This is a genomic window from Micromonospora chalcea, assembly GCF_028768405.1.
Lineage (GTDB): Bacteria > Actinomycetota > Actinomycetes > Mycobacteriales > Micromonosporaceae > Micromonospora > Micromonospora chalcea.
In genome coordinates, this window is sequence record NZ_CP118233.1 from 4,595,568 (window position 1) to 4,612,673 (window position 17,106).

The window sequence follows — 17,106 nt, forward strand, 5'->3', positions numbered from 1 at the left end:
ACACGACGCAACCCCGCGACCTCGGCTCGTGCCGGGATCGCGGGGTTGCGGCGGTGCGGGCTCAGTGCGCGGCGGCGGGAGTGGCCGGGCGGCGGCGGGCGCGCTCGCGGGCCAGGATCCAGATCGCCTCGACGCCGTCCTTCCAGGTGATCTTCTTGCCCTCCTCGCGGCCCCGCGCGCGGTAGCTGATCGGCACCTCGTAGGGGCGAATGCGCTGGCGGAGCAGCTTGCCGGTGACCTCCGCCTCCATGCCGAAGCCCCGGGAGCGGACCTGCAGCGAGCGGTACAGCTCCAGCGGCATCAGCTTGAAGCAGGTCTCCAGGTCGCCGATGTAGGAGTTGTAGAGCACGTTCGCGGCGAGCGTGACGCCCTTGTTGCCCATCACGTACCAGAAGCTGTACGAGCTGTGGCTGCCGAAGGTCCGATTGCCGTAGACGACTGTCGCCCGACCGTCGAGCACCGGCTCCAGCAGACGCGGGATGTCCTGCGGGTCGTACTCGAGGTCGGCGTCGAGGATGACCATGTACTCGCCCTCGGCGCTGTCGACGGCGGTCTTGATGGCCGCGCCCTTGCCGGCGTTGCGCTGGTGGGTGATCACCCGGAGGCGCGCGTCGTCGACCCGGCCCAGAATCTCGCCGGTGCCGTCCCGGCTGCCGTCGTCCACGACGACAAGCTCGATCTCGCACGGGTAGTCGACCGCCAATGCCTGCTTGAGGGCATCCGCGATACGTTCTTCCTCGTTGTAGACCGGCATGAGGATCGAGAGCTTCACGGATTCTCCACGGAGGCGATGTCGGGTCGGGGCATAGCGTAGCCTGGCACATTGCTTCCGTCACGACAGCCCAGGCACCTATTCCTGGCGAATCGGCACCACCACGAGCCGGGCCACGTTCCCGCCGTCGTCCTTCGCTCCGGCCACCGCGACAGTCGTGCCGATCTTGATGTCGTTCGATCGGATCGCGGTCCGGCGCTCGACCACCCGCAGTTTGTCGCCGAACGTCCAGGTCGCTGTGAAACCGTCGGTGGATTTCACGGTCATCGACCGTTCGTCGATCGCGGTCACCTCGCCGCGCTGGACCGCCACCGTCCTGGTGCCGCCGTCCCTGGTCCGCACCACCGCCTCGCCGTGCAGCGTGTTGCGCCGCAGCAGCACCCGGGCCCGGTGGCGCTTGTTCCCCTCCGCCCGCTCGCCCTTGCCGTCCGGCCCGGCCTGCGGCGTACCGGTGGACGCCGGTGCGGCTACCGGTTCCACGTCCAGGTCACCGGCGTCGAGGCCGAGCGCGGCGAGCGCCTGGCCCTCCACGCCCAGGGCGGCGCTCACCTCGACCGCCCGGTCGGGTTCCGCGCCGGGCCGGCTCGCGCCGCACCCGGCGAGTCCGAGCGCGGCGGCGGCGAGCAGCGCGGTGGCGCCGGTGACGATTCGCTGACGTGCCATCTGTGGTCCTTTCCTCGCGGTGACGACCCCGAGCGTTCCGCACCGACACGAGGGAACGGTCAAGCCGATGTTCGAGCCCGGTAAGGATCCGGGGGCACCACGACGGTGAAGGCGGCCCCGCCCTCCGGGGCGTGCCCGGCGGTGATGTCGCCGCCGAGCCGGCGGACCAGCCCGGCGGCCAGCGCCAGGCCCAGACCGCTGCCCACCTTGCGCACCCCCCGGTACCGCTGGTGCAGCGCGCCCCGCTCGAACGCCACGTCCAGGTCGTCGTCGGTGAGGCCGGGTCCGCCGTCCCGGACCTCCAGCGTCCCACCGCCCGCCGGACCGGCGGCCCGGACCGCGAGCACCACCGGCGCCCCCGGCGGTACGACCCGCAGCGCGTTCTCCAGCAGCCCGTCCACCACCTGCCGGATCCGGCCCGGATCGGTGTACGCCGGCACCGGCGCGTCCGGCGTCTCCAGCCGGAACGGCACCCCGAGCGCCGCACACCGGCCGGACCAGGCGCGCTCCGCGTCGGCGGCGAGCCGGGTCAGGTCGACCGGCACCGGTTCCAGCGGGAAGTCGACCGCCTCCAACCGGGCCAGCGCCAGCAGGTCGCGGACCAGCCGGTCCAGGTGTTCGGCCTCGGCGAGCACGGTCCGGCCGGTCGCCGGAACCGCGTCGGCCTCGATCACCCCGTCGGCCAGCGCCTCGGCGTAGCCACGGATCGCGGTCAGCGGGGTCCGCAACTCGTGCGAGACGGAGAGCAGGAACTCGCGCTGCCGACCCTCGCTCGTGGCCAGCGCGGCGGCGAGGCCGTTGAGCGCGTACGCCAGGTCGGCCACCTCGTCGGGTGGCTCGACCGGCACCCGGACCGTCCGGTCCCCGGCCCGGAGCCGCGCGGCGGCGGTGGCGGCGGTACGGATCGGCCGGGCCAGCCGGCGGGCGAGCAGCAGTCCGGCGGCCGCCCCGGCGGCGAGTCCGGCGAGCAGCGGCAGCCAGAGGCCGCGCAGCACCTGCCGCCAGGGCGCGGCGCTGCGGGCGCGGGTCAGCACCACACCGTCCCCGCCGGGCAGCGCCCGCGCCTCGACCAGCCGGCGTTCCCCGTCGACCAGCCGCCGGCCGGAGACGTTGTCGCCGCCGGCCACCCGTGTCACGAGCGGTCGGGGCAGGCCCGGCCGGTCGGCCTGCCCGTCCCGGATCAGGTACACCTCGATCCGCTGCTGACCCAGTTGGCGGATGAGCCGGTCCCCGGCGCCGTCGCGCTGGCGTACCGCCCGCACCCGGAGCACGTCGGCGGCGAGCCGGGCCTGGGCGGCCAGCGCCTCCTGGTCCCGGCGCTCCGCGCCGCGTACCGCCAGGGGCACCGCCACCAGCGCGGTGACGAGCACCGACACGAGCGCCACCGCGCAGGTGGCCACTACCGCGCGGGCGGTGAGCGTCCGCCCGGGGCGGCGTGGCATCGGTCCGGCCGGCTGCTCAGGCATCGGCGGCGTACCCGACGCCCCGGTGGGTGCGGATCACGCTGTCCGGGCCGAGTTTGGCCCGGACCTGCGCCACGTGCACGTCGACGGTCCGGGTGCCGGCGTGCGCCGCGTACCCCCACACGCCGGCCAGCAGTTCCTCCCTGGTGAACACCCGGCCCGGACGGGCCATCAGGTGCGCGAGCAGGTCGAACTCGGTGGAGGTGAGCTGCACCGGCGTACCGGCGGCGGTCACCGTGCGGCGGGCCGGGTCGAGCGTGACGGCGCCGAGCGTGCGGGGCTGCTCGGCGGACACGCCGGACGTGCGGCGCAGCACCGCCCGCAGCCGGGCGAGCAGCTCGCGCGGGCTGAACGGCTTGGTGACGTAGTCGTCGGCGCCCAGTTCCAGCCCGACGACGCGGTCCACCTCGTCGTCGCGGGCGGTGAGGAAGATGACCGGCGTCCAGTCGCCGGCCGCGCGCAGCCGACGGCAGATCTCGGTGCCGGCCAGGCCGGGCAGCGCGATGTCGAGCACGCAGGCCACCGGGCGCAGCCGCCGCGCGGCGGCCAGCCCGGCCTCGCCGTCACGTTCCAGGTGTACGCCGAACCCGTCCCGGGTCAGGTAGAGCCGGACCAGGTCGGCGATGGCGGGCTCGTCCTCCACCACGAGGACGAGCCCGGGCGGGGCGGCGGTGGTCACCGGCCCATGATGACCGACGGTCGACCGCCCGGCCGGTCAGGAAATGTTCGGATCCGGTAAGGAAGGCGTCAGCGGGCCGGCGCCGGCCGGAGCACTGTGGGCCGGGCGCTCGCCGGCGGCTCGCCGATCGTGGCGACGACCCGCTCGGCCGGAGCCCGCAGCCGGGTACGGAAGGCGTGGTTGAGCAGCGTGTCGAGCTGCCACACCTGCTTCGGGTGGTGGGTACGGATGACGAAACGCTCCCGCGCCCCGTCGATGGCGGTCGCTGCCAGCTCCACACTGTGCGCACGGGGGTCGGGGCTCCACGTCACGTTGCTCAGCTCGCGCAGCTCCGTGTTGAGGTGCAGGCGCAGCCGGTGCAGCACCCGGGTCTGCCGGGTGACCACCAGGCGGCGGTGGGTGAGCAGCATCAGGTAGTCGCCGCCGACCGGGTCGTCCGGGCGGCTGCACCGGGTGACCAGGATGGTGGCGTCGCCGGAGCCGACGCACCGGCGGAACACCGGCATGTGCCGGGTGACGGTCTGGGTCGCCAGGCCGGTCTCGGCGGCGGCCGGAAGGAACGTTCGCGAGAACACGTCCATGCCCGGTCCAACGACGCGATGACCAGGGGTGATATGGGTCACGCCCGATTTCTGGAACTTCCACACGTGCAAGTCGCACCTGAGGTGCGACACCGGCGGCCGGTCGGCTCAGAGCAACTCGACGATGGTGGCGTTGGCCATGCCGCCGCCTTCGCACATGGTCTGCAGGCCGTAGCGGATGCCGTTGTCCCGCATGTGCTGGAGCATCGTGGTCATGATCCGCGCGCCGGACCCGCCGAGCGGGTGACCGAGCGCGATCGCCCCGCCCCGGGGGTTGAGCCGCTCCGGGTCCGCCTCGGTCTCGGCCAGCCAGGCCAGCGGCACCGGGGCGAACGCCTCGTTCACCTCGTACACGCCGATCTCCTCGATGCCCAGCCCCGCGCGGCGCAGCGCCTTCGCGGTGGCCGGGATGGGCGCGGTGAGCATGGTGACCGGGTCGTCGGCGGCGACCACTGCGGTGTGCACCCGGGCCAGCGGGCGCAGGCCGTGCCGGCTGGCCCACTCGGCGGTGGTGACCGCGAGCGCGGCGGCGCCGTCGGAGATCTGCGACGCGGACCCGGCGGTGACCACGCCGTCGGCGCGGAACGGGGTGGCCAGCTCGCCCAGCTTGGCCAGCGAGGTGTCACGGCGGATGCCCTCGTCGGCGGAGAACTTGCCGCCGTCGGCGAGCGCCACCGGCGCCAGCTCGGCCTCGAACGCGCCCGCGTCCTGCGCGGCTGCCGCCTTCTCGTGGCTGGCCAGCGCGAACTCGTCCAGCTGGGTACGCGAGAAGCGCCACCGCTGGGCGATCAGCTCGGCCCCGACGCCCTGGTTGAACGGCAGCGGAGAATCCGCCGCGACGCCGTCGACACCCCGGTAGCGCTCCAGGATCGCCGCGCTGAACGGCATCCCGCCGGCGACGCTGGACCCCATCGGCACCCGGGTCATCGACTCGACGCCACCGGCCACCACCAGGTCGGCCTGGCCGGAGAGAACAGTGGCGGCGGCGAAGTGCAGCGCCTGCTGGCTCGACCCGCACTGACGGTCGAGCGTGGTGCCCGGGACCGACTCCGGCCAGCCGGCGGCCAGCACCGCGTTGCGGGCCACGTTCCAGGACTGCTCGCCGACCTGCGACACACAGCCCCAGATCACGTCGTCGACCAGACCGGGGTCGATGCCGGTGCGCTCGGCGAGCGCACGCAGCACGTGCGCCGAGAGGTCGACCGGGTGCACTCCGGCGAGGCTGCCCTTGCGCCGCCCGACCGGGGTCCGTACCGCGCCGACGATGACCGCGTCACTCATGTCTACTCCCGGGTAACCTCGCTTGCCCCGATAGTACGTGCTGACCGGACCGGCCGTCCTCCCCCGGCGTGCGGACGGCACGGCTGGCATGCTGGTCGGATGGATCCACAGTCGCCACCGGTCCGGCAGTGGCGGGTGCCCCGGGAGGCGCCGGTGCTCAAGGCGCTCGGCGCGCTCGCGCTGCTGGCCCTGGGGCTGCTCTTCGCCGGCGGTGACCCGGTCCGCCCGGGGCTGGCCGGGCTGGCGGCGGCCGGCCTGCTCCTCTGGGCGCTGCGCGACCTGGTCGCGCCGGTCCGCCTCGCCGTCGACAGGGATGGGCTGACGGTGCTGCGGGGGTTCGCCGGACGACGCCGGCTGCCGTGGGACGCGGTGGAGGCGATCCGCCTGGAGCGGCGCGCCCGGCGCGGAATCACCGCCGAGACGCTGGAGATCGACGCCGGGGAGTCGCTGCACCTGTTCGGCCGCCGCGACCTGGACGCGCCGCTGGACGAGGTGGCGGCGGCGCTGGACGAGGCCCGCCCCGCCGCGGGCTGAGGCTCAGCCGAGCAGGGCGGCGGTACGGACCAGGGTCAGGCCGATCATCGCGACCAGCACGATCGCGCAGCCCGCCACCTGGAACGCGGTCCGGCGTGACCGGGGGGCGTACGCCAGGATCAGCGACACCACCGCGCCGGCCGCCAGACCGCCGAGGTGCCCGGCCACCGAGATGCTCGGCACGGTGAACGTGAAGATCAGGTTGATCACCAGGATCGGGACGATCGCCGAGGTGTCCCGGCCCAGCCGCCGCATGATCACGAAGATCGCGGCGAACAGGCCGAAGACCGCCGTCGAGGCGCCGGCCGTGGTGCGGTTCGGCGCGGTGAACACGTACGCCGCGACGTTGCCACCGAGCCCGGCGAGCAGGTAGAGCGCCAGGAAACGCAGCGGCCCGAGCACCGCCTCCAGCGTCCGGCCGAGCACCCAGAGCGCCCACATGTTCAGCAGCAGGTGCAGCACGCCGAAGTGCAGGAACATGGCGGTGACCAGCCGGTACCACTGGCCGTCGGCCACTCCGCCGATGGTGCCGTCGGGGAAGGCGGCCAGCCCCAGCACCGAGCCCCAGTCGGTCAGCGGGGTGCGGTCGCCCATCAGGCCGCCCAGGCCACCGCCGGCCACCGCGTTGCCGCTGCGGGCCGATGCGATGGAGACCAGCATCATCAGCACGTTCAGCGCGATCAGCGCCTTCGTGACGTTGCCCTGGCGGCCGGCGGCACCGCCACCGAAGGCGGTACGCGCCGGCCGCACGCTGCGGCGTCCCTCGGCGACACACTCCGGGCACTGGTGGCCGACGGAGGCGTCCCGCATGCACTCGGTGCAGATCGGCCGGTCGCATCGAGAGCAGCGGATGTACGTCTCCCGGCCGGGGTGCCGGTAGCAGACCGGAGTGGTCGGCACCGGGTCCCCGGTGGTGTCGCCGGGCTGGCCGGAGCGCTCAGTCATGCGAGCAAAGGTACCCGCGTGTCGCTCAGGCCTGCTTGTGCTCGATCTCGACCCGCTCGATCACCACGTCCTGCAGCGGCCGGTCGCTCGGGCCGGTCGGGGTGTTGGCGATCGAGTCGACGACCTTGGCGGACTGCTCGTCGGCGACCTGGCCGAAGATGGTGTGCCGGTTGTTCAGGTGTGGCGTGGGCGACACCGTGATGAAGAACTGCGAGCCGTTGGTGCCCGGCCCGGCGTTCGCCATGGCCAGCAGGTACGGCCGGTCGAAGCGCAGCTCGGGGTGGAACTCGTCGCCGAACTTGTAGCCCGGGCCACCGCGTCCGGTGCCGGTCGGGTCGCCCATCTGAATCATGAAACCGCTGATCACGCGGTGCGAGACGGTGCCGTCGTAGTACGGCCCGCTGCCCGGCTGACCGGTACGCGGGTCGATGTACTCCCGGGTGCCCTCGGCCAGCTCCACGAAGTTGCGGACGGTCTTCGGCGCGTGGTTCGGGAAGAGCTCCAGCCGGATCGGGCCGGCGTTGGTGTGCAAGGTGGCGTAGACAGCCTCGGCCACGGGTACTCCTCACTCGTTGGTCAGTTCCTTGCGGATCCTCCCATGTGCCCGATCTGGCCATGCGGAGGCATCCGAAGGTGGAGGATGACGAAGGAACAACTCCCAGGAGGTGGGACCGTGTTTGGAATCGGGCGGCGAAAGACCCAGGGCCAGCTCGCCAAGGTGGAGCTGAACCAGGGCATCGGTCACCTGAGGCAAGCCGCGACGCACGCGGCGAAGGGTGCCGGCGCCACTGTCGGCCCGCGGGTCCAGGCAGCCCGGGGCGCCGTCGCGCCGACCGCGGTCATGGTCCGGGACCGGGCGTCCAGCGGGTTCGCGTCGACCGCCGCGGCGCTCGCGCCGGTGCTGCTGGCCGTGCGCAACGCCCGGGTCGAGGCCGCCGGCAAGGCGTCGGGCGGCCGCAAGGCGATGGCCGCGAAGCAGTCCGCGATGACGAAGAAGGCGAAGAGCATGAAGGCCGGAAAGAAGAAGCAGCGCAGGTCGCGGGGCATGACCGCGGGCCTGCTGGTGGCCGGCACCGTCGCCGGCCTGGCCGGGGCGATGGCCATGCGCCGCCGCCGCGAGCAGCAGGAGTGGGCCGAGTACGACCCGACCGGCACGCTCGGCACGACGGGCACGCTCGGCGCGACCGGCCGGGACAAGCTGGAGCCGATGCGGGAGGACGTGGACACGATCGTGGTGGAGACCCCGGACGCGAGCGCGAAGGTGACGCAGGCCGGCCCGACCGGCGCCGGCTCCTCGGCCGTGGCCAAGGGCAGCAGCGCGTCGACCGCCACCTCCGGCAGCCAGCCGGTGATCCACCCGAACGACCAGGTCCCCGCCGTCGCCGAGGGCGCCCGGGACGTCTCCGGCCGTCCGGCCGACGACATCACCAAGGCCGTGCAGGCCGGTAAGAACGCCGCGAAGGCCGGCGGTCGCCGCTGACCTCGTACCGTCGGATCAGCGCCGGCACGCGGGGCGACCCGCGTGGCCGGCGCTTCCGCGTGTACGGGGCGGCTACAGCCAGCCGTTGCGGCGGAACAGGCGGTACAGCGTGAAGGACGCCGCGAGCATCAGCGCCCACACGCCCGGATAGCCGTACGTCCATTTCAGCTCGGGCATGTTGTCGAAGTTCATGCCGTAGATGCCGGCGATCGCCGTCCACACCGCACCGATCGCGGCCCAGGCGGCGATCTTGCGCATGTCGTTGTTCTGGTCGACGGTGACCTGGGCCAGCCGGGCCTGGAGGATCGAGTTCAGCAGGTCGTCGTAGGAGTTCACCTGCTCGACCGTGCGGCTGAGGTGGTCCTGCACGTCCCGGAAGTAGCGCCGGACCTCCTGCGGCACCGCGCGGTTGACCTGCGAGGTGAGCGTCATCAGCGGGCGCTGCAGCGGCGCCACCGCCCGCTTGAACTCGACCAGCTCCCGCTTCATCTGGTAGATCCGCTGGATCCGGCCGCTGCTCTGCCGGTCGAAGACGTCCGCCTCCAGCACGTCGAGGTCGTCCTCCAGCCGGTCGGCGACCTCCAGGTAGAGGTCGACCACGCGGTCGGTGATCGCGTACGCGACCGCCCACGGGCCGTGCCGCAGCAGGTCCCGCTTAGCCTCCAGGTCGGCGCGGACCGGCGCCAGCCGGCAGGCGTCGCCGTGACGCACGCTGATCACGAAGTGCGGCCCGATGAAGAGCATCACCTGGCCGGTCTCCACCACCTCGGAGTTCTCGGTCAGCTCCGCGTGCTCGCAGTAGCGGGCGGTCCGCAGCACCAGGAAGACGATCTCGCCGAAGTGCTCCAGCTTCGGGCGCTGCTGGGCCTTCACCGCGTCCTCCACCGCCAGCTCGTGCAGGCCGAAGGTGGCGGCGATCTCGGTCATCTCGGTCAGGTCGGGCTCGTGCAGGCCGAGCCAGACGAAGCCGTCCCGCTCCTGCCGGGCGGCGGCCAGGGCCTCGGCGTACTGGGGGCGGCCGGGGCGGCGCTCGCCGTCGACGTACAGCCCGCAGTCGACGATCCCGCTGCGCTCCGGGCCGGCCGGCTGGGCGGCACGGGGGGAGCCGTCGGCGTTGAGGATGCGGGACATCGCGCGTACCGGGGCCGCCCAGGCGCGGGGGCGCAGTGCCCGGCTGCCGCCGTCGGCGCCGGCGGTTCGGTCGCGTGCCACCCGGTCCGTCATCTCTCGCCCCCTCTCCCTAGAGCTGCGGCTTGCAGGTTACGCCGACCGGCGGCAGGCGCAGCGCGGGAGCGGGACGGGCGGTGCGACGGGCGTCACGCCCCGGCGCCGGGCGGGCCGGGCCGCGTCAGGGGGGTGAGGGGCGACACGGCCCACCCGGCACCCCTTGGGGGCGGGAGTGATGCTGGGCGTGCCGTCGGCCCTGGCCGGAGCGGCCCGGCCACCGAAAAGGTGAACGGCACTCGCAGCATTGTGGGCTGCTGGCCGGTCCAGCGGGAGTGCCGAACCGGCCAGCGGGGCCTTTTTGTCAGAAACCCGACAGAAAATCAGCCGCGTACGGCGGCCATCGCCTCCGCGAGACGCCGGACGCCCTCGTCGATCCGGTCCGCGGTCACCGCCGAGTACGCCAGCCGCAGCGCGTGCCGGCCGCCGTCGACCATGAAGTCGCTGCCCTTCACCACCGCCACGCCACGCTCGGCGGCGGCCGGCGCGAGCCGGTCGACCTCGACGTCCTCCGGCAGCTCGACCCAGAGGAAGTAGCCGCCGTCCGGCTCCACGAACCGGGCCTCCGGGATGTGCCGGCGCAGCGACTCGGCCAGTACCGCCGACCGCTCGCCGAGCGCCGTACGGACCGTCCGGATCGACTCCTCGATCGCGCCGGAGACGCAGAACTGGTGCACGATCGCCTGGGCCACCATGCCCGGCGAGATGTAGAGGTTGGTGGCGCGCTTCGCGATCGTCGCGATCAGCTCGGCCGGGCCGACCAGGTAGCCGACCCGCACCCCCGGGCAGACCGTCTTGGTGAAGCTGGACGCGTGCACCACCACGCCACGGGTGTCCATCGACAGCATCGACGGCAGCGGCTCGCCCCGGAACCGGATGTCCGCGTACGGGTCGTCCTCGAAGATCGTGAACCCGTACTCGGCGGCCAGGTCGAGCAGCTCACGGCGCTTCTCCAGGGAGAGGGTCACACCGGCCGGGTTCTGGTAGTTGGGGATCACGTGCGCCAGCCGCGGCCGTACCCCGGACTCCAGCAGCTTGCGCAGCTCGGCGGTGTCCAGGCCGTCCGGCTGGATCGTCACGCCGTGCACCTCGCCGCCCATCTGCTGGAGGTTGAGCAGCGTGCGGTCGTACGTCGGGCGCTCGACCACCACCGCGTCGCCCCGGCGGACCAGGTGGTCGAAGAGGAACGCGTCGGCCTGCAGCGAGCCGTTGGTGATCAGCACCTGATCGGCCTCGACGCCGTGCTTCTCGGCGATCCACTTCCGCAGGGGCGGGTAGCCGACGGAGGTGCCGTACGCGGTGACCCCGGCGGGGTCGGCGTCGAAGGCGCGGACAGCGGCGGCCTTGAGCCCTTCGACATCGACGATGTCCAGCGAAGGCGCGCCACGGGCGAACGAGATCAGCTGCTCGGCGGTCATGCGCAGAGCCTAGGGCCTGGCCCGGCGGGTCCGACCGCGATACACGCGAAGTTCAACATGCGGGCGGCCGGGCGGGGCACCGGGTGCGTCCGGGGGATCCGAGGGCACCTCGCGACTGTCTACGATCCGACGGACGCTGGCGCCGGTCCGACCGGACGCCGAAGGATGACGGGTCGCGGCAGACCCGGGAGAACAAGGGATGAGGCTCGTGACCGAGGACGAGGCGGGACGGCTCGACGACCAGCGGTTCGCGCAGTGGCTGGCGACCGAGGCCGGCAAGGCGCTCACCGCGCTGCGGGACCGGCAGGGCTTCGCCGACCCGAAGGCGCTCAAGGACGCCGGCGACCGCGCGTCGCACGAGCTGATGACGGCGGCCCTGGCCCGCCTGCGGCCGGCCGACGCGGTGCTTTCCGAAGAGGAGGCCGACGCCCGCCGCGCATGGGCGGACGGCGAGCGCGCGCCCCGGCACGAGGCGGACCGGGTCTGGATCATCGACCCGCTGGACGGCACCCGTGAGTTCTCCGAGGAGGGGCGGGACGACTGGGCGGTGCACGTGGCGCTCTGGCAGCGCTCGGCCGCGCCCGACGGCGCCCTGGTCGCCGGTGCCGTCGGCATGCCGGCGCGGACCACTGTGGACGGTACGCCGCTCGTGCTCGGCACCACCTGCCCGCCGCCGAAGCCGACCGACGGGCCGATCCGGATCGCGGTGAGCCGCAGCCGCCCGCCCGCGTTCGTGGGCGAGCTGGTCGAGATGCTCGGTGCGACCGCCGTACCGATGGGCTCGGCCGGTGTGAAGGTCTGCGCCGTGGTGACCGGCGAGGTCGACGCGTACGTCCACGCGGGCGGCCAGTACGAGTGGGACAGTGCCGCCCCGGTCGCGGTGGCGCTCGGCGCGGGCATGCACGCGTCCCGGATCGACGGTTCGCCGCTGCGCTACAACCGCGCCGACCCGCGCCTGCCCGATCTGCTGGTCTGCCGGCCGGAGCTGGCCGACCAGTTGCTCGACGCGATCGCGCGGACCGGGGTCGAGATGCCCGCTTCGACCGTCACCGACACCCCCGGTCAGGCGTTCGGCTGAGTGTCACGGTACATACGGCCAGGTGAATGAGGGTTATCGTCGGGCAGGTATGCGTGGCGATCTGAGCCCGGACACGGGCCGCCGACAGCCAGGGAGGGTCATGCCGGCCGATCGAGAGCCGCACAACGCCTTCGGGCAGCCGACCGGCCTGTGGCCGGGTCAGGACATTCCACGCCAGGCAGGCGGCCCGTCGCTGCCCTGGCCGGAGGCTGAGGTCACCTCGTCTCCGCCGCCACCGGCCCGGACCGGCGGCGGCGACCTGCCGTGGCCGGAACGGCCGGACGCCGGCCACCGGGACGCCGCCTGGCCGCAGGACGAGCCGACGGTCCACGGTGACCCCGGCTGGGCGCCGCACGACGACGCCAACTGGGCCGGGCCGGGTCCGGCAGGCGACGCGGTACGGGGTGCGGGCGCGGCGGCGACCGCCACCCTGACCGGGCCGCCTCCGGTGGACGCCCCGCACGATCCGGCCACCGGCGGGCCGGGCCGCCCGCCCGCTCCGCCGCTCGCACCGGGGACGACTCCGCCGCCCGGCGGCGCCCGGCGACGCTGGCGCGTGGCGGTCGCGGCGGCGCTGGCGCTGGCAGTGGCCGGCGGCGGGGTCGCGGTGGCCGCGCTGCGGCCCGACTCCGCGAACCCGCAAGCAGGCGAGGCGCCCGGATCGGTCGGCCCGGCGACCTCGATGGGCCCGGGCGCGCCGGCTACGCCGGGTGCGTCCCCGAGCGCCGACCAGGGCCTCGGTGGCAAACCCTCGGCCCGCCCGTCGGCCTCCGAGAACGCGGGCCCGGCCTTCGGCGGTACGCGGCTGACGCTGCCCGGCGCCTCGATCGGCGTGCAGAACGGGGAGACCTTCGGTCAGGCGCTGGCCCGCTCCGACCGGACGTTCGGCAAGCTGCGGATGGCCCGGATCTTCTTCCCCGGCCTGCCGCCGGCCTGGTCCGGCAGCCGGGCCGACGTGGTGGACCGGACCGTTGTGGTGTCCTTCAAGGCGGCGCCGCAGGAGATCAACACCGGCAAGTTCGACTCCCGCCTGACCTCCTGGTTCGCCTCGATCCCGCGCGAGCACAACGTCTACTGGTCGTACTTCCACGAGCCGGAGGACGACGTCGAGCGCGGCGCCTTCACCACCGAGGCGTACCGGACCGCGTGGAAGCGGGTGGCCGGGCTGGCCGACCGGGCGAACAACCCCAAGCTGATCAACACGCTGATCCTGATGTGCTGGACGCTCGACCCGAAGTCCGGCCGCAGCTTCGACGCGTTCTACCCCGGCTCCGACGTGATCGAGACACTCGGCTGGGACTGCTACAACTGGGGCAAGAAGTGGAAGCGGTACGCCCCGCCGCAGGAGATCTACGGCCCGATGATCAGCAAGTCGAAGGCGCTGGGCAAGCCGTGGGGCGTCGCGGAGACCGGCAGCGACCTGGTGCCGGGTGACCCGGGCACCGGCCGGGCGGCCTGGATCCGGTCGATGACGAACTTCCTCAACGGCCAGCGGCCGGAATTCGTCGCGTACTACAACCAGACCGTCAGCCAGGGCGACTTCCGGCTGCTCGACCAGCCGAGCATTCAGGCGTGGAAGTCCTTCTGCACGGCCTGACCTGATGACCGGACGAGAACGGGCGGGCGACCTCGGTCGCCCGCCCGTTCCGCGTACGCGTCAGATGCCCCGGCCGCGCTTGTGCAGCGTGCGCAGCACCCGGTCGGCCTGCACCGCCCGGCTCGCCACCGCCAGCGCCAGGTAGGCACGCGGCTCCTTCGGGTTGCGGGCCAGCGTGCGCCGCGCCCAGCGGACCGCGTCCCGCCGGTTACCCATGGCGGCCTGCGCGAACGCGATCTGACCGGCCACCCGAGCCTCGCCGTGCGGCACGGTGGCGAACTCCGGGTAGCGGCGCAGAAGCCACTGCAACGCGGTCGAGATGGTCTCCCAGCGCTGCGCGAAGTAGGACCGCTTGTGCCAGCGGACCAGCACGTACGGGCTTTCCACGTTCACCAGCGGCGCGTACCGGGCGGCGCGGAGCAGGAACTCGTAGTCCTCCGCGTAGCTGCCCGGGATCTGCTCGTCGACCAGGCCGATCGCGTCGAGCAGCGCGGCCCGGCGGATCAGGAACGTGGACGGGTGCAGCTCGGTGAGCCGGTCGCGCAGCAGCGCCTCCAGCGAGATCCGGGCGCGGTCCAGCGAGCGGTCCACCGTACGGTCGTCGTAGCTGACCCGGATGCCGCAGCTCACCAGCGCGCCGTCCGGGTGCGCGTCGAGCGCCCCGAACTGGGCGGCGAGCTTGCCGGGCAGCCACTCGTCGTCGTCGTCGCAGAACGCCACCCAGTCGCCGGTGGCCGCCTCGATGCCGGTGTTGCGCGCCCCGGCCAGCCCGGCGGTACGGGTGTTGGTGATCACCCGGATCCGCCGGTCACCCCGGTCGGTCTCCAGCGACCGGTCCGGCTCGGACTGGTCGTAGACCACGATCGCCTCGATCAGGCCCGGGTGCGCCTGGCTGAGGATCGCGTCGAGCGCCGCGCGCAGCAGCTCCGGACGGTCCCGCGTCGGTACGACCACCGAGATGCTCGGCCCACTCATGCTCTCTCCACGGACTCGTCGGATCCCCGCGGGCCCAGATAGCCGTAACGGACCCGCAGGGGAAGCGTGGCCAGGCTGACCACGGCACGGCTGCGTCGCGGCAGGCGGTCGCGCCATGCCTCGTCGCGGCGCACTGTCAACGGCCCGCCGCTGAACCGCAACGGGTTGCCGGCGACGCTGTGCGCGCGGAACGGCGCGGCCGGCTCGCTCGCCGCGTCGGCCGCGTCCGCCGAGAGGATCCGCAGCGCGGCCGGGTCGTCCGGCAGGCCGGCGAAGTCCCGCACCCGGCTTACGGTGCCGGCCGGGTCGGCGGTGAAGTCCTCGTACCGCAGCCGCAGCACCTTGGCCCGGGAGGCGAGCAGGTGGAACGCCGCGTTCTGCGCGGTCCACAGCTTGCTCACCTCGAACGGCGAGAAGGTCGGCATGAAGTCCTCGCCGTCGACCACCTCGGGGCGGCGCACCTGCTTGCCCCACGAGTACGCCACCGCCCGGCTGTCCCGGACCAGGTGCAGGACCCGCAGGTCGAGCCCTTCGGCCCAGCGCAGCGCGAACGCGAGCGAGGCGTGCTTGCTGGAGTCCACCACGACCCGGGCGCCGGTCACCGCGAGCGCGGCCCGGTAGATCCGGGTGTACAGGTCGGCGTAGCGGCGCACGTCGGCGAGCTGCTCCGGCGGGAGCGCCTCCTTGGCGAGCCGGGGGATGTGCCGGGTCCGGTCGACCCGGTCCTTGAGCGCCAGCACGTCGTCCCGGTCGACCGCGTCCCAGCCGCCGAACGCCTGGTCGCCGACCTGCCGCCAGAACGGGCAGCCGGTGAACCGCTCGCCGCAGCCGCACCGCTCGTCGGCCCCGAGCGCCCGCTCCCACAGGTGCACGACCTCACCGACGGCGCACACGTCGGCGCTCTGCGCGAGCAGCAGCTCCAGCAGCGTGGAGCCGCTGCGGCCGAGGCCGCCGACGAAGAGGACCCGCGGCGCAGCCGGGTCCGGGCCGCTCATCCGCGCCGCCCGGCGGTCCGCTGGCGTACCCGGCCGGCGACCAGGCCGTCGATCACCGCGCCGACCCGGGCGACCGCCTCGGCGCGCGGGTCCGGACGGCCCGGGTCGGCGGCCAGGACGAACCGGCTCGGGTCGGCCAGGCCCTCGTCCAGCGCGGCGACCAGCTCGGCCTCGGACTCGCACAGCCGCACCATGCCGGCCGCGCCCAGGCGGCGGGAGAACAGCTGCTGGTGGTTGTCGACGTGCTCGTCGTGGGCCGGGTCGCGGGGCACCACGATCGGCAGGTGGCCGGTGCGCCGGGCCTCGGTGATGGTGGCCGGGCCGCCGTGGCTGACCACGAGCGTGGACTCCGCCATCGCCTGCTGGAGTTCCTCGTGGCCGAGGAACGGGGTGGCCTCGGGCAGGGCCGGGGTGCGGCTGTGGCCGTACTGGAGGACCAGCCGGACCTCGGGCCGGGCGGCGTGCCAGCGTTCCAGCCAGCCGACCAGCCGGTCGAAGCGGTGCACGTCGGTGCCGACCACGACCAGCACGAACGGCCTGGACCGCCGGTCCCGCTGCTGGGGAATGTGCGCCATCAGAGGAGGTTCCCCACGACGGTCGCCTCCGGGTACATCCGGCGCTGCTCCTCCCACTGCACGAGCATCGCGGAGAGGAAGGGACGGCAGAGCCGGGCGGTGAGCGTCGCGCTGTCGATCCGGTCGTACACCTCGATGTAGACCGTGGGGATCTTGCGCATGCGGGCCGCCACCACGAACGGCAGGGCGACCCCGGCGCCGGTGGTGACGACCGCGTCGACCTGGCGCCGGCGGATGACCTTCAGCGCGAGGAACGCGTTGCGTACCAGGTTCTTGACGTTGCGTGTGGTGGGGTGGTGCGCCCAGACCACGTCCTCGCCGGCGAGCAGCGAGCGCGCGTCCGGGGTGTCGAAGGTTACCCATGCGCGGCGCCGATCCCGGTACCACGGTTCCAGGGCCAGGAGCTGGGCCAGGTGCCCGCCACTGGAACCCACCAGCAGGACCTGTCCCGAGTCCTCGGTTGACCCGCTCACCACAAACGTCCTCCCGTACGCGGATGACGCGTCCGGATTTTTGTGAATGCCCCTCGGACGCGTCCTGACAACCTACTGGCGGGCCCGTGGGCAACTGAAGGGGCCATTGGACGGATCCTGGCTCGCCGGTCGGCTCACCTCGCGATTCCCGTCAACGGGATGCGCGTCGACCGGCCGTCGGGCAGGTCAGCCCGGCCGCGCCCGGACCACGGGCCGGGACACCCGGACGAAGTGAGATGTGTCAGGATTCCGTCACCGCTCCGCGCGAGAGCCGGCGACGACGCCGGCTTACCGGGGGCAAGTCGGGCCCGGCACCGGGAAACCCGCCGAATGGTCAGCGCCGATCGGCCATTTCTACGCGGGCTGCCCACAC

18 protein-coding genes are annotated in these 17,106 nt (G+C 73.5%); 4 read left to right on the plus strand and 14 right to left on the minus strand.

The window, feature by feature from the left end:
* Positions 1–61: 61 nt before the first annotated feature.
* From PVK74_RS20350 to PVK74_RS20375, 6 genes are all read right to left on the minus strand, one after another.
* Entirely contained in the window at positions 62–772 is a 711-nt protein-coding gene (locus PVK74_RS20350) for a glycosyltransferase family 2 protein (RefSeq protein WP_043327778.1), read from the minus strand.
* 78 nt (positions 773–850) lie between these two features.
* Entirely contained in the window at positions 851–1,435 is a 585-nt protein-coding gene (locus PVK74_RS20355) for a hypothetical protein (RefSeq protein WP_274477020.1), read from the minus strand.
* 59 nt (positions 1,436–1,494) lie between these two features.
* Positions 1,495–2,901, minus strand: coding sequence for a sensor histidine kinase (locus PVK74_RS20360; RefSeq protein WP_069089217.1), 1,407 nt, complete (start codon positions 2,899–2,901; stop codon positions 1,495–1,497).
* The gene (locus PVK74_RS20365; protein WP_064448115.1) at positions 2,894–3,577 is read right to left on the minus strand and encodes a response regulator transcription factor; all 684 of its coding nucleotides are present in this window, start codon (positions 3,575–3,577) and stop codon (positions 2,894–2,896) included. The genes PVK74_RS20360 and PVK74_RS20365 overlap by 8 nt, the downstream gene beginning before the upstream one ends.
* 68 nt (positions 3,578–3,645) lie before the next feature.
* Positions 3,646–4,158 (minus strand): hypothetical protein, encoded by a 513-nt coding sequence (locus PVK74_RS20370; protein ID WP_064448114.1) that lies wholly within the window; start codon positions 4,156–4,158, stop codon positions 3,646–3,648.
* Positions 4,159–4,266: 108 nt separating this feature from the next.
* Positions 4,267–5,439, minus strand: a complete 1,173-nt coding sequence (locus PVK74_RS20375) for a thiolase family protein (RefSeq protein WP_113974523.1) — start codon at positions 5,437–5,439, stop codon at positions 4,267–4,269.
* A 99-nt stretch (positions 5,440–5,538) separates the two neighbouring features.
* Here PVK74_RS20375 and PVK74_RS20380 point away from each other — a divergent pair, with 99 nt between their 5' ends.
* Positions 5,539–5,973, plus strand: coding sequence for a PH domain-containing protein (locus PVK74_RS20380; protein ID WP_210869376.1), 435 nt, complete (start codon positions 5,539–5,541; stop codon positions 5,971–5,973).
* 3 nt (positions 5,974–5,976) lie between these two features.
* On the opposite strand, the gene PVK74_RS20385 is transcribed toward PVK74_RS20380, so the two are convergent.
* Both PVK74_RS20385 and PVK74_RS20390 read right to left on the minus strand, forming a co-directional pair.
* A complete protein-coding gene (locus PVK74_RS20385; RefSeq protein ID WP_069089219.1) occupies positions 5,977–6,918 on the minus strand; it encodes a rhomboid family intramembrane serine protease in 942 nt (313 codons plus the stop codon).
* A 25-nt stretch (positions 6,919–6,943) separates the two neighbouring features.
* Positions 6,944–7,474, minus strand: a complete 531-nt coding sequence (locus PVK74_RS20390) for a peptidylprolyl isomerase (protein WP_030499381.1) — start codon at positions 7,472–7,474, stop codon at positions 6,944–6,946.
* Positions 7,475–7,558: 84 nt separating this feature from the next.
* Between PVK74_RS20390 and PVK74_RS20395 the strand changes: the two genes are divergently transcribed.
* Positions 7,559–8,398 (plus strand): hypothetical protein, encoded by an 840-nt coding sequence (locus PVK74_RS20395; protein WP_043327772.1) that lies wholly within the window; start codon positions 7,559–7,561, stop codon positions 8,396–8,398.
* 72 nt (positions 8,399–8,470) lie between these two features.
* On the opposite strand, the gene corA is transcribed toward PVK74_RS20395, so the two are convergent.
* Positions 8,471–9,622, minus strand: coding sequence for a magnesium/cobalt transporter CorA (corA, locus tag PVK74_RS20400; protein ID WP_043327771.1), 1,152 nt, complete (start codon positions 9,620–9,622; stop codon positions 8,471–8,473).
* 323 nt (positions 9,623–9,945) lie between these two features.
* A complete protein-coding gene (locus PVK74_RS20405; RefSeq protein ID WP_030499384.1) occupies positions 9,946–11,040 on the minus strand; it encodes an aminotransferase-like domain-containing protein in 1,095 nt (364 codons plus the stop codon).
* A gap of 199 nt (positions 11,041–11,239) precedes the next feature.
* Here PVK74_RS20405 and PVK74_RS20410 point away from each other — a divergent pair, with 199 nt between their 5' ends.
* A complete protein-coding gene (locus tag PVK74_RS20410) occupies positions 11,240–12,118 on the plus strand; it encodes a 3'(2'),5'-bisphosphate nucleotidase CysQ (RefSeq protein WP_043327770.1) in 879 nt (292 codons plus the stop codon).
* 100 nt (positions 12,119–12,218) lie between these two features.
* Entirely contained in the window at positions 12,219–13,715 is a 1,497-nt protein-coding gene (locus PVK74_RS20415; protein WP_274477021.1) for a hypothetical protein, read from the plus strand.
* A gap of 60 nt (positions 13,716–13,775) precedes the next feature.
* Here PVK74_RS20415 and PVK74_RS20420 read toward each other — a convergent pair whose 3' ends face one another.
* The 4 genes from PVK74_RS20420 to PVK74_RS20435 are packed head-to-tail and all read right to left on the minus strand — an operon-like array spanning position 13,776 to position 16,736.
* Positions 13,776–14,690: a glycosyltransferase family 2 protein gene (locus PVK74_RS20420; RefSeq protein ID WP_013289266.1), complete on the minus strand. Its 915-nt coding sequence runs from the start codon at positions 14,688–14,690 to the stop codon at positions 13,776–13,778.
* A complete protein-coding gene (locus PVK74_RS20425) occupies positions 14,687–15,685 on the minus strand; it encodes a sulfotransferase family protein (RefSeq protein WP_274477022.1) in 999 nt (332 codons plus the stop codon). Before PVK74_RS20425 ends, PVK74_RS20420 begins: the two co-directional genes overlap by 4 nt.
* Entirely contained in the window at positions 15,682–16,260 is a 579-nt protein-coding gene (locus tag PVK74_RS20430) for a glycosyltransferase (protein WP_043327766.1), read from the minus strand. Before PVK74_RS20430 ends, PVK74_RS20425 begins: the two co-directional genes overlap by 4 nt.
* Positions 16,260–16,736, minus strand: coding sequence for a glycosyltransferase family protein (locus tag PVK74_RS20435; protein ID WP_030499390.1), 477 nt, complete (start codon positions 16,734–16,736; stop codon positions 16,260–16,262). Before PVK74_RS20435 ends, PVK74_RS20430 begins: the two co-directional genes overlap by 1 nt.
* Between the last annotated feature and the right edge of the window lie 370 nt (positions 16,737–17,106).

Bases quoted from the DNA above. Each gene is read 5' to 3' on its own strand.
- PVK74_RS20405 (WP_030499384.1), bottom strand. From the start codon at position 11,040: ATGACCGCCGAGCAGCTGATCTCGTTCGCCCGTGGCGCGCCTTCGCTG.
- PVK74_RS20410 (WP_043327770.1), top strand. From the start codon at position 11,240: ATGAGGCTCGTGACCGAGGACGAGGCGGGACGGCTCGACGACCAGCGG.
- PVK74_RS20415 (WP_274477021.1), top strand. From the start codon at position 12,219: ATGCCGGCCGATCGAGAGCCGCACAACGCCTTCGGGCAGCCGACCGGC.
- PVK74_RS20370 (WP_064448114.1), bottom strand. From the start codon at position 4,158: ATGGACGTGTTCTCGCGAACGTTCCTTCCGGCCGCCGCCGAGACCGGC.
- PVK74_RS20420 (WP_013289266.1), bottom strand. From the start codon at position 14,690: ATGAGTGGGCCGAGCATCTCGGTGGTCGTACCGACGCGGGACCGTCCG.
- PVK74_RS20355 (WP_274477020.1), bottom strand. From the start codon at position 1,435: ATGGCACGTCAGCGAATCGTCACCGGCGCCACCGCGCTGCTCGCCGCC.
- PVK74_RS20430 (WP_043327766.1), bottom strand. From the start codon at position 16,260: ATGGCGCACATTCCCCAGCAGCGGGACCGGCGGTCCAGGCCGTTCGTG.
- corA (WP_043327771.1), bottom strand. From the start codon at position 9,622: ATGACGGACCGGGTGGCACGCGACCGAACCGCCGGCGCCGACGGCGGC.
- PVK74_RS20380 (WP_210869376.1), top strand. From the start codon at position 5,539: ATGGATCCACAGTCGCCACCGGTCCGGCAGTGGCGGGTGCCCCGGGAG.
- PVK74_RS20385 (WP_069089219.1), bottom strand. From the start codon at position 6,918: ATGACTGAGCGCTCCGGCCAGCCCGGCGACACCACCGGGGACCCGGTG.
- PVK74_RS20360 (WP_069089217.1), bottom strand. From the start codon at position 2,901: ATGCCTGAGCAGCCGGCCGGACCGATGCCACGCCGCCCCGGGCGGACG.
- PVK74_RS20425 (WP_274477022.1), bottom strand. From the start codon at position 15,685: ATGAGCGGCCCGGACCCGGCTGCGCCGCGGGTCCTCTTCGTCGGCGGC.
- PVK74_RS20375 (WP_113974523.1), bottom strand. From the start codon at position 5,439: ATGAGTGACGCGGTCATCGTCGGCGCGGTACGGACCCCGGTCGGGCGG.
- PVK74_RS20395 (WP_043327772.1), top strand. From the start codon at position 7,559: ATGACGAAGGAACAACTCCCAGGAGGTGGGACCGTGTTTGGAATCGGG.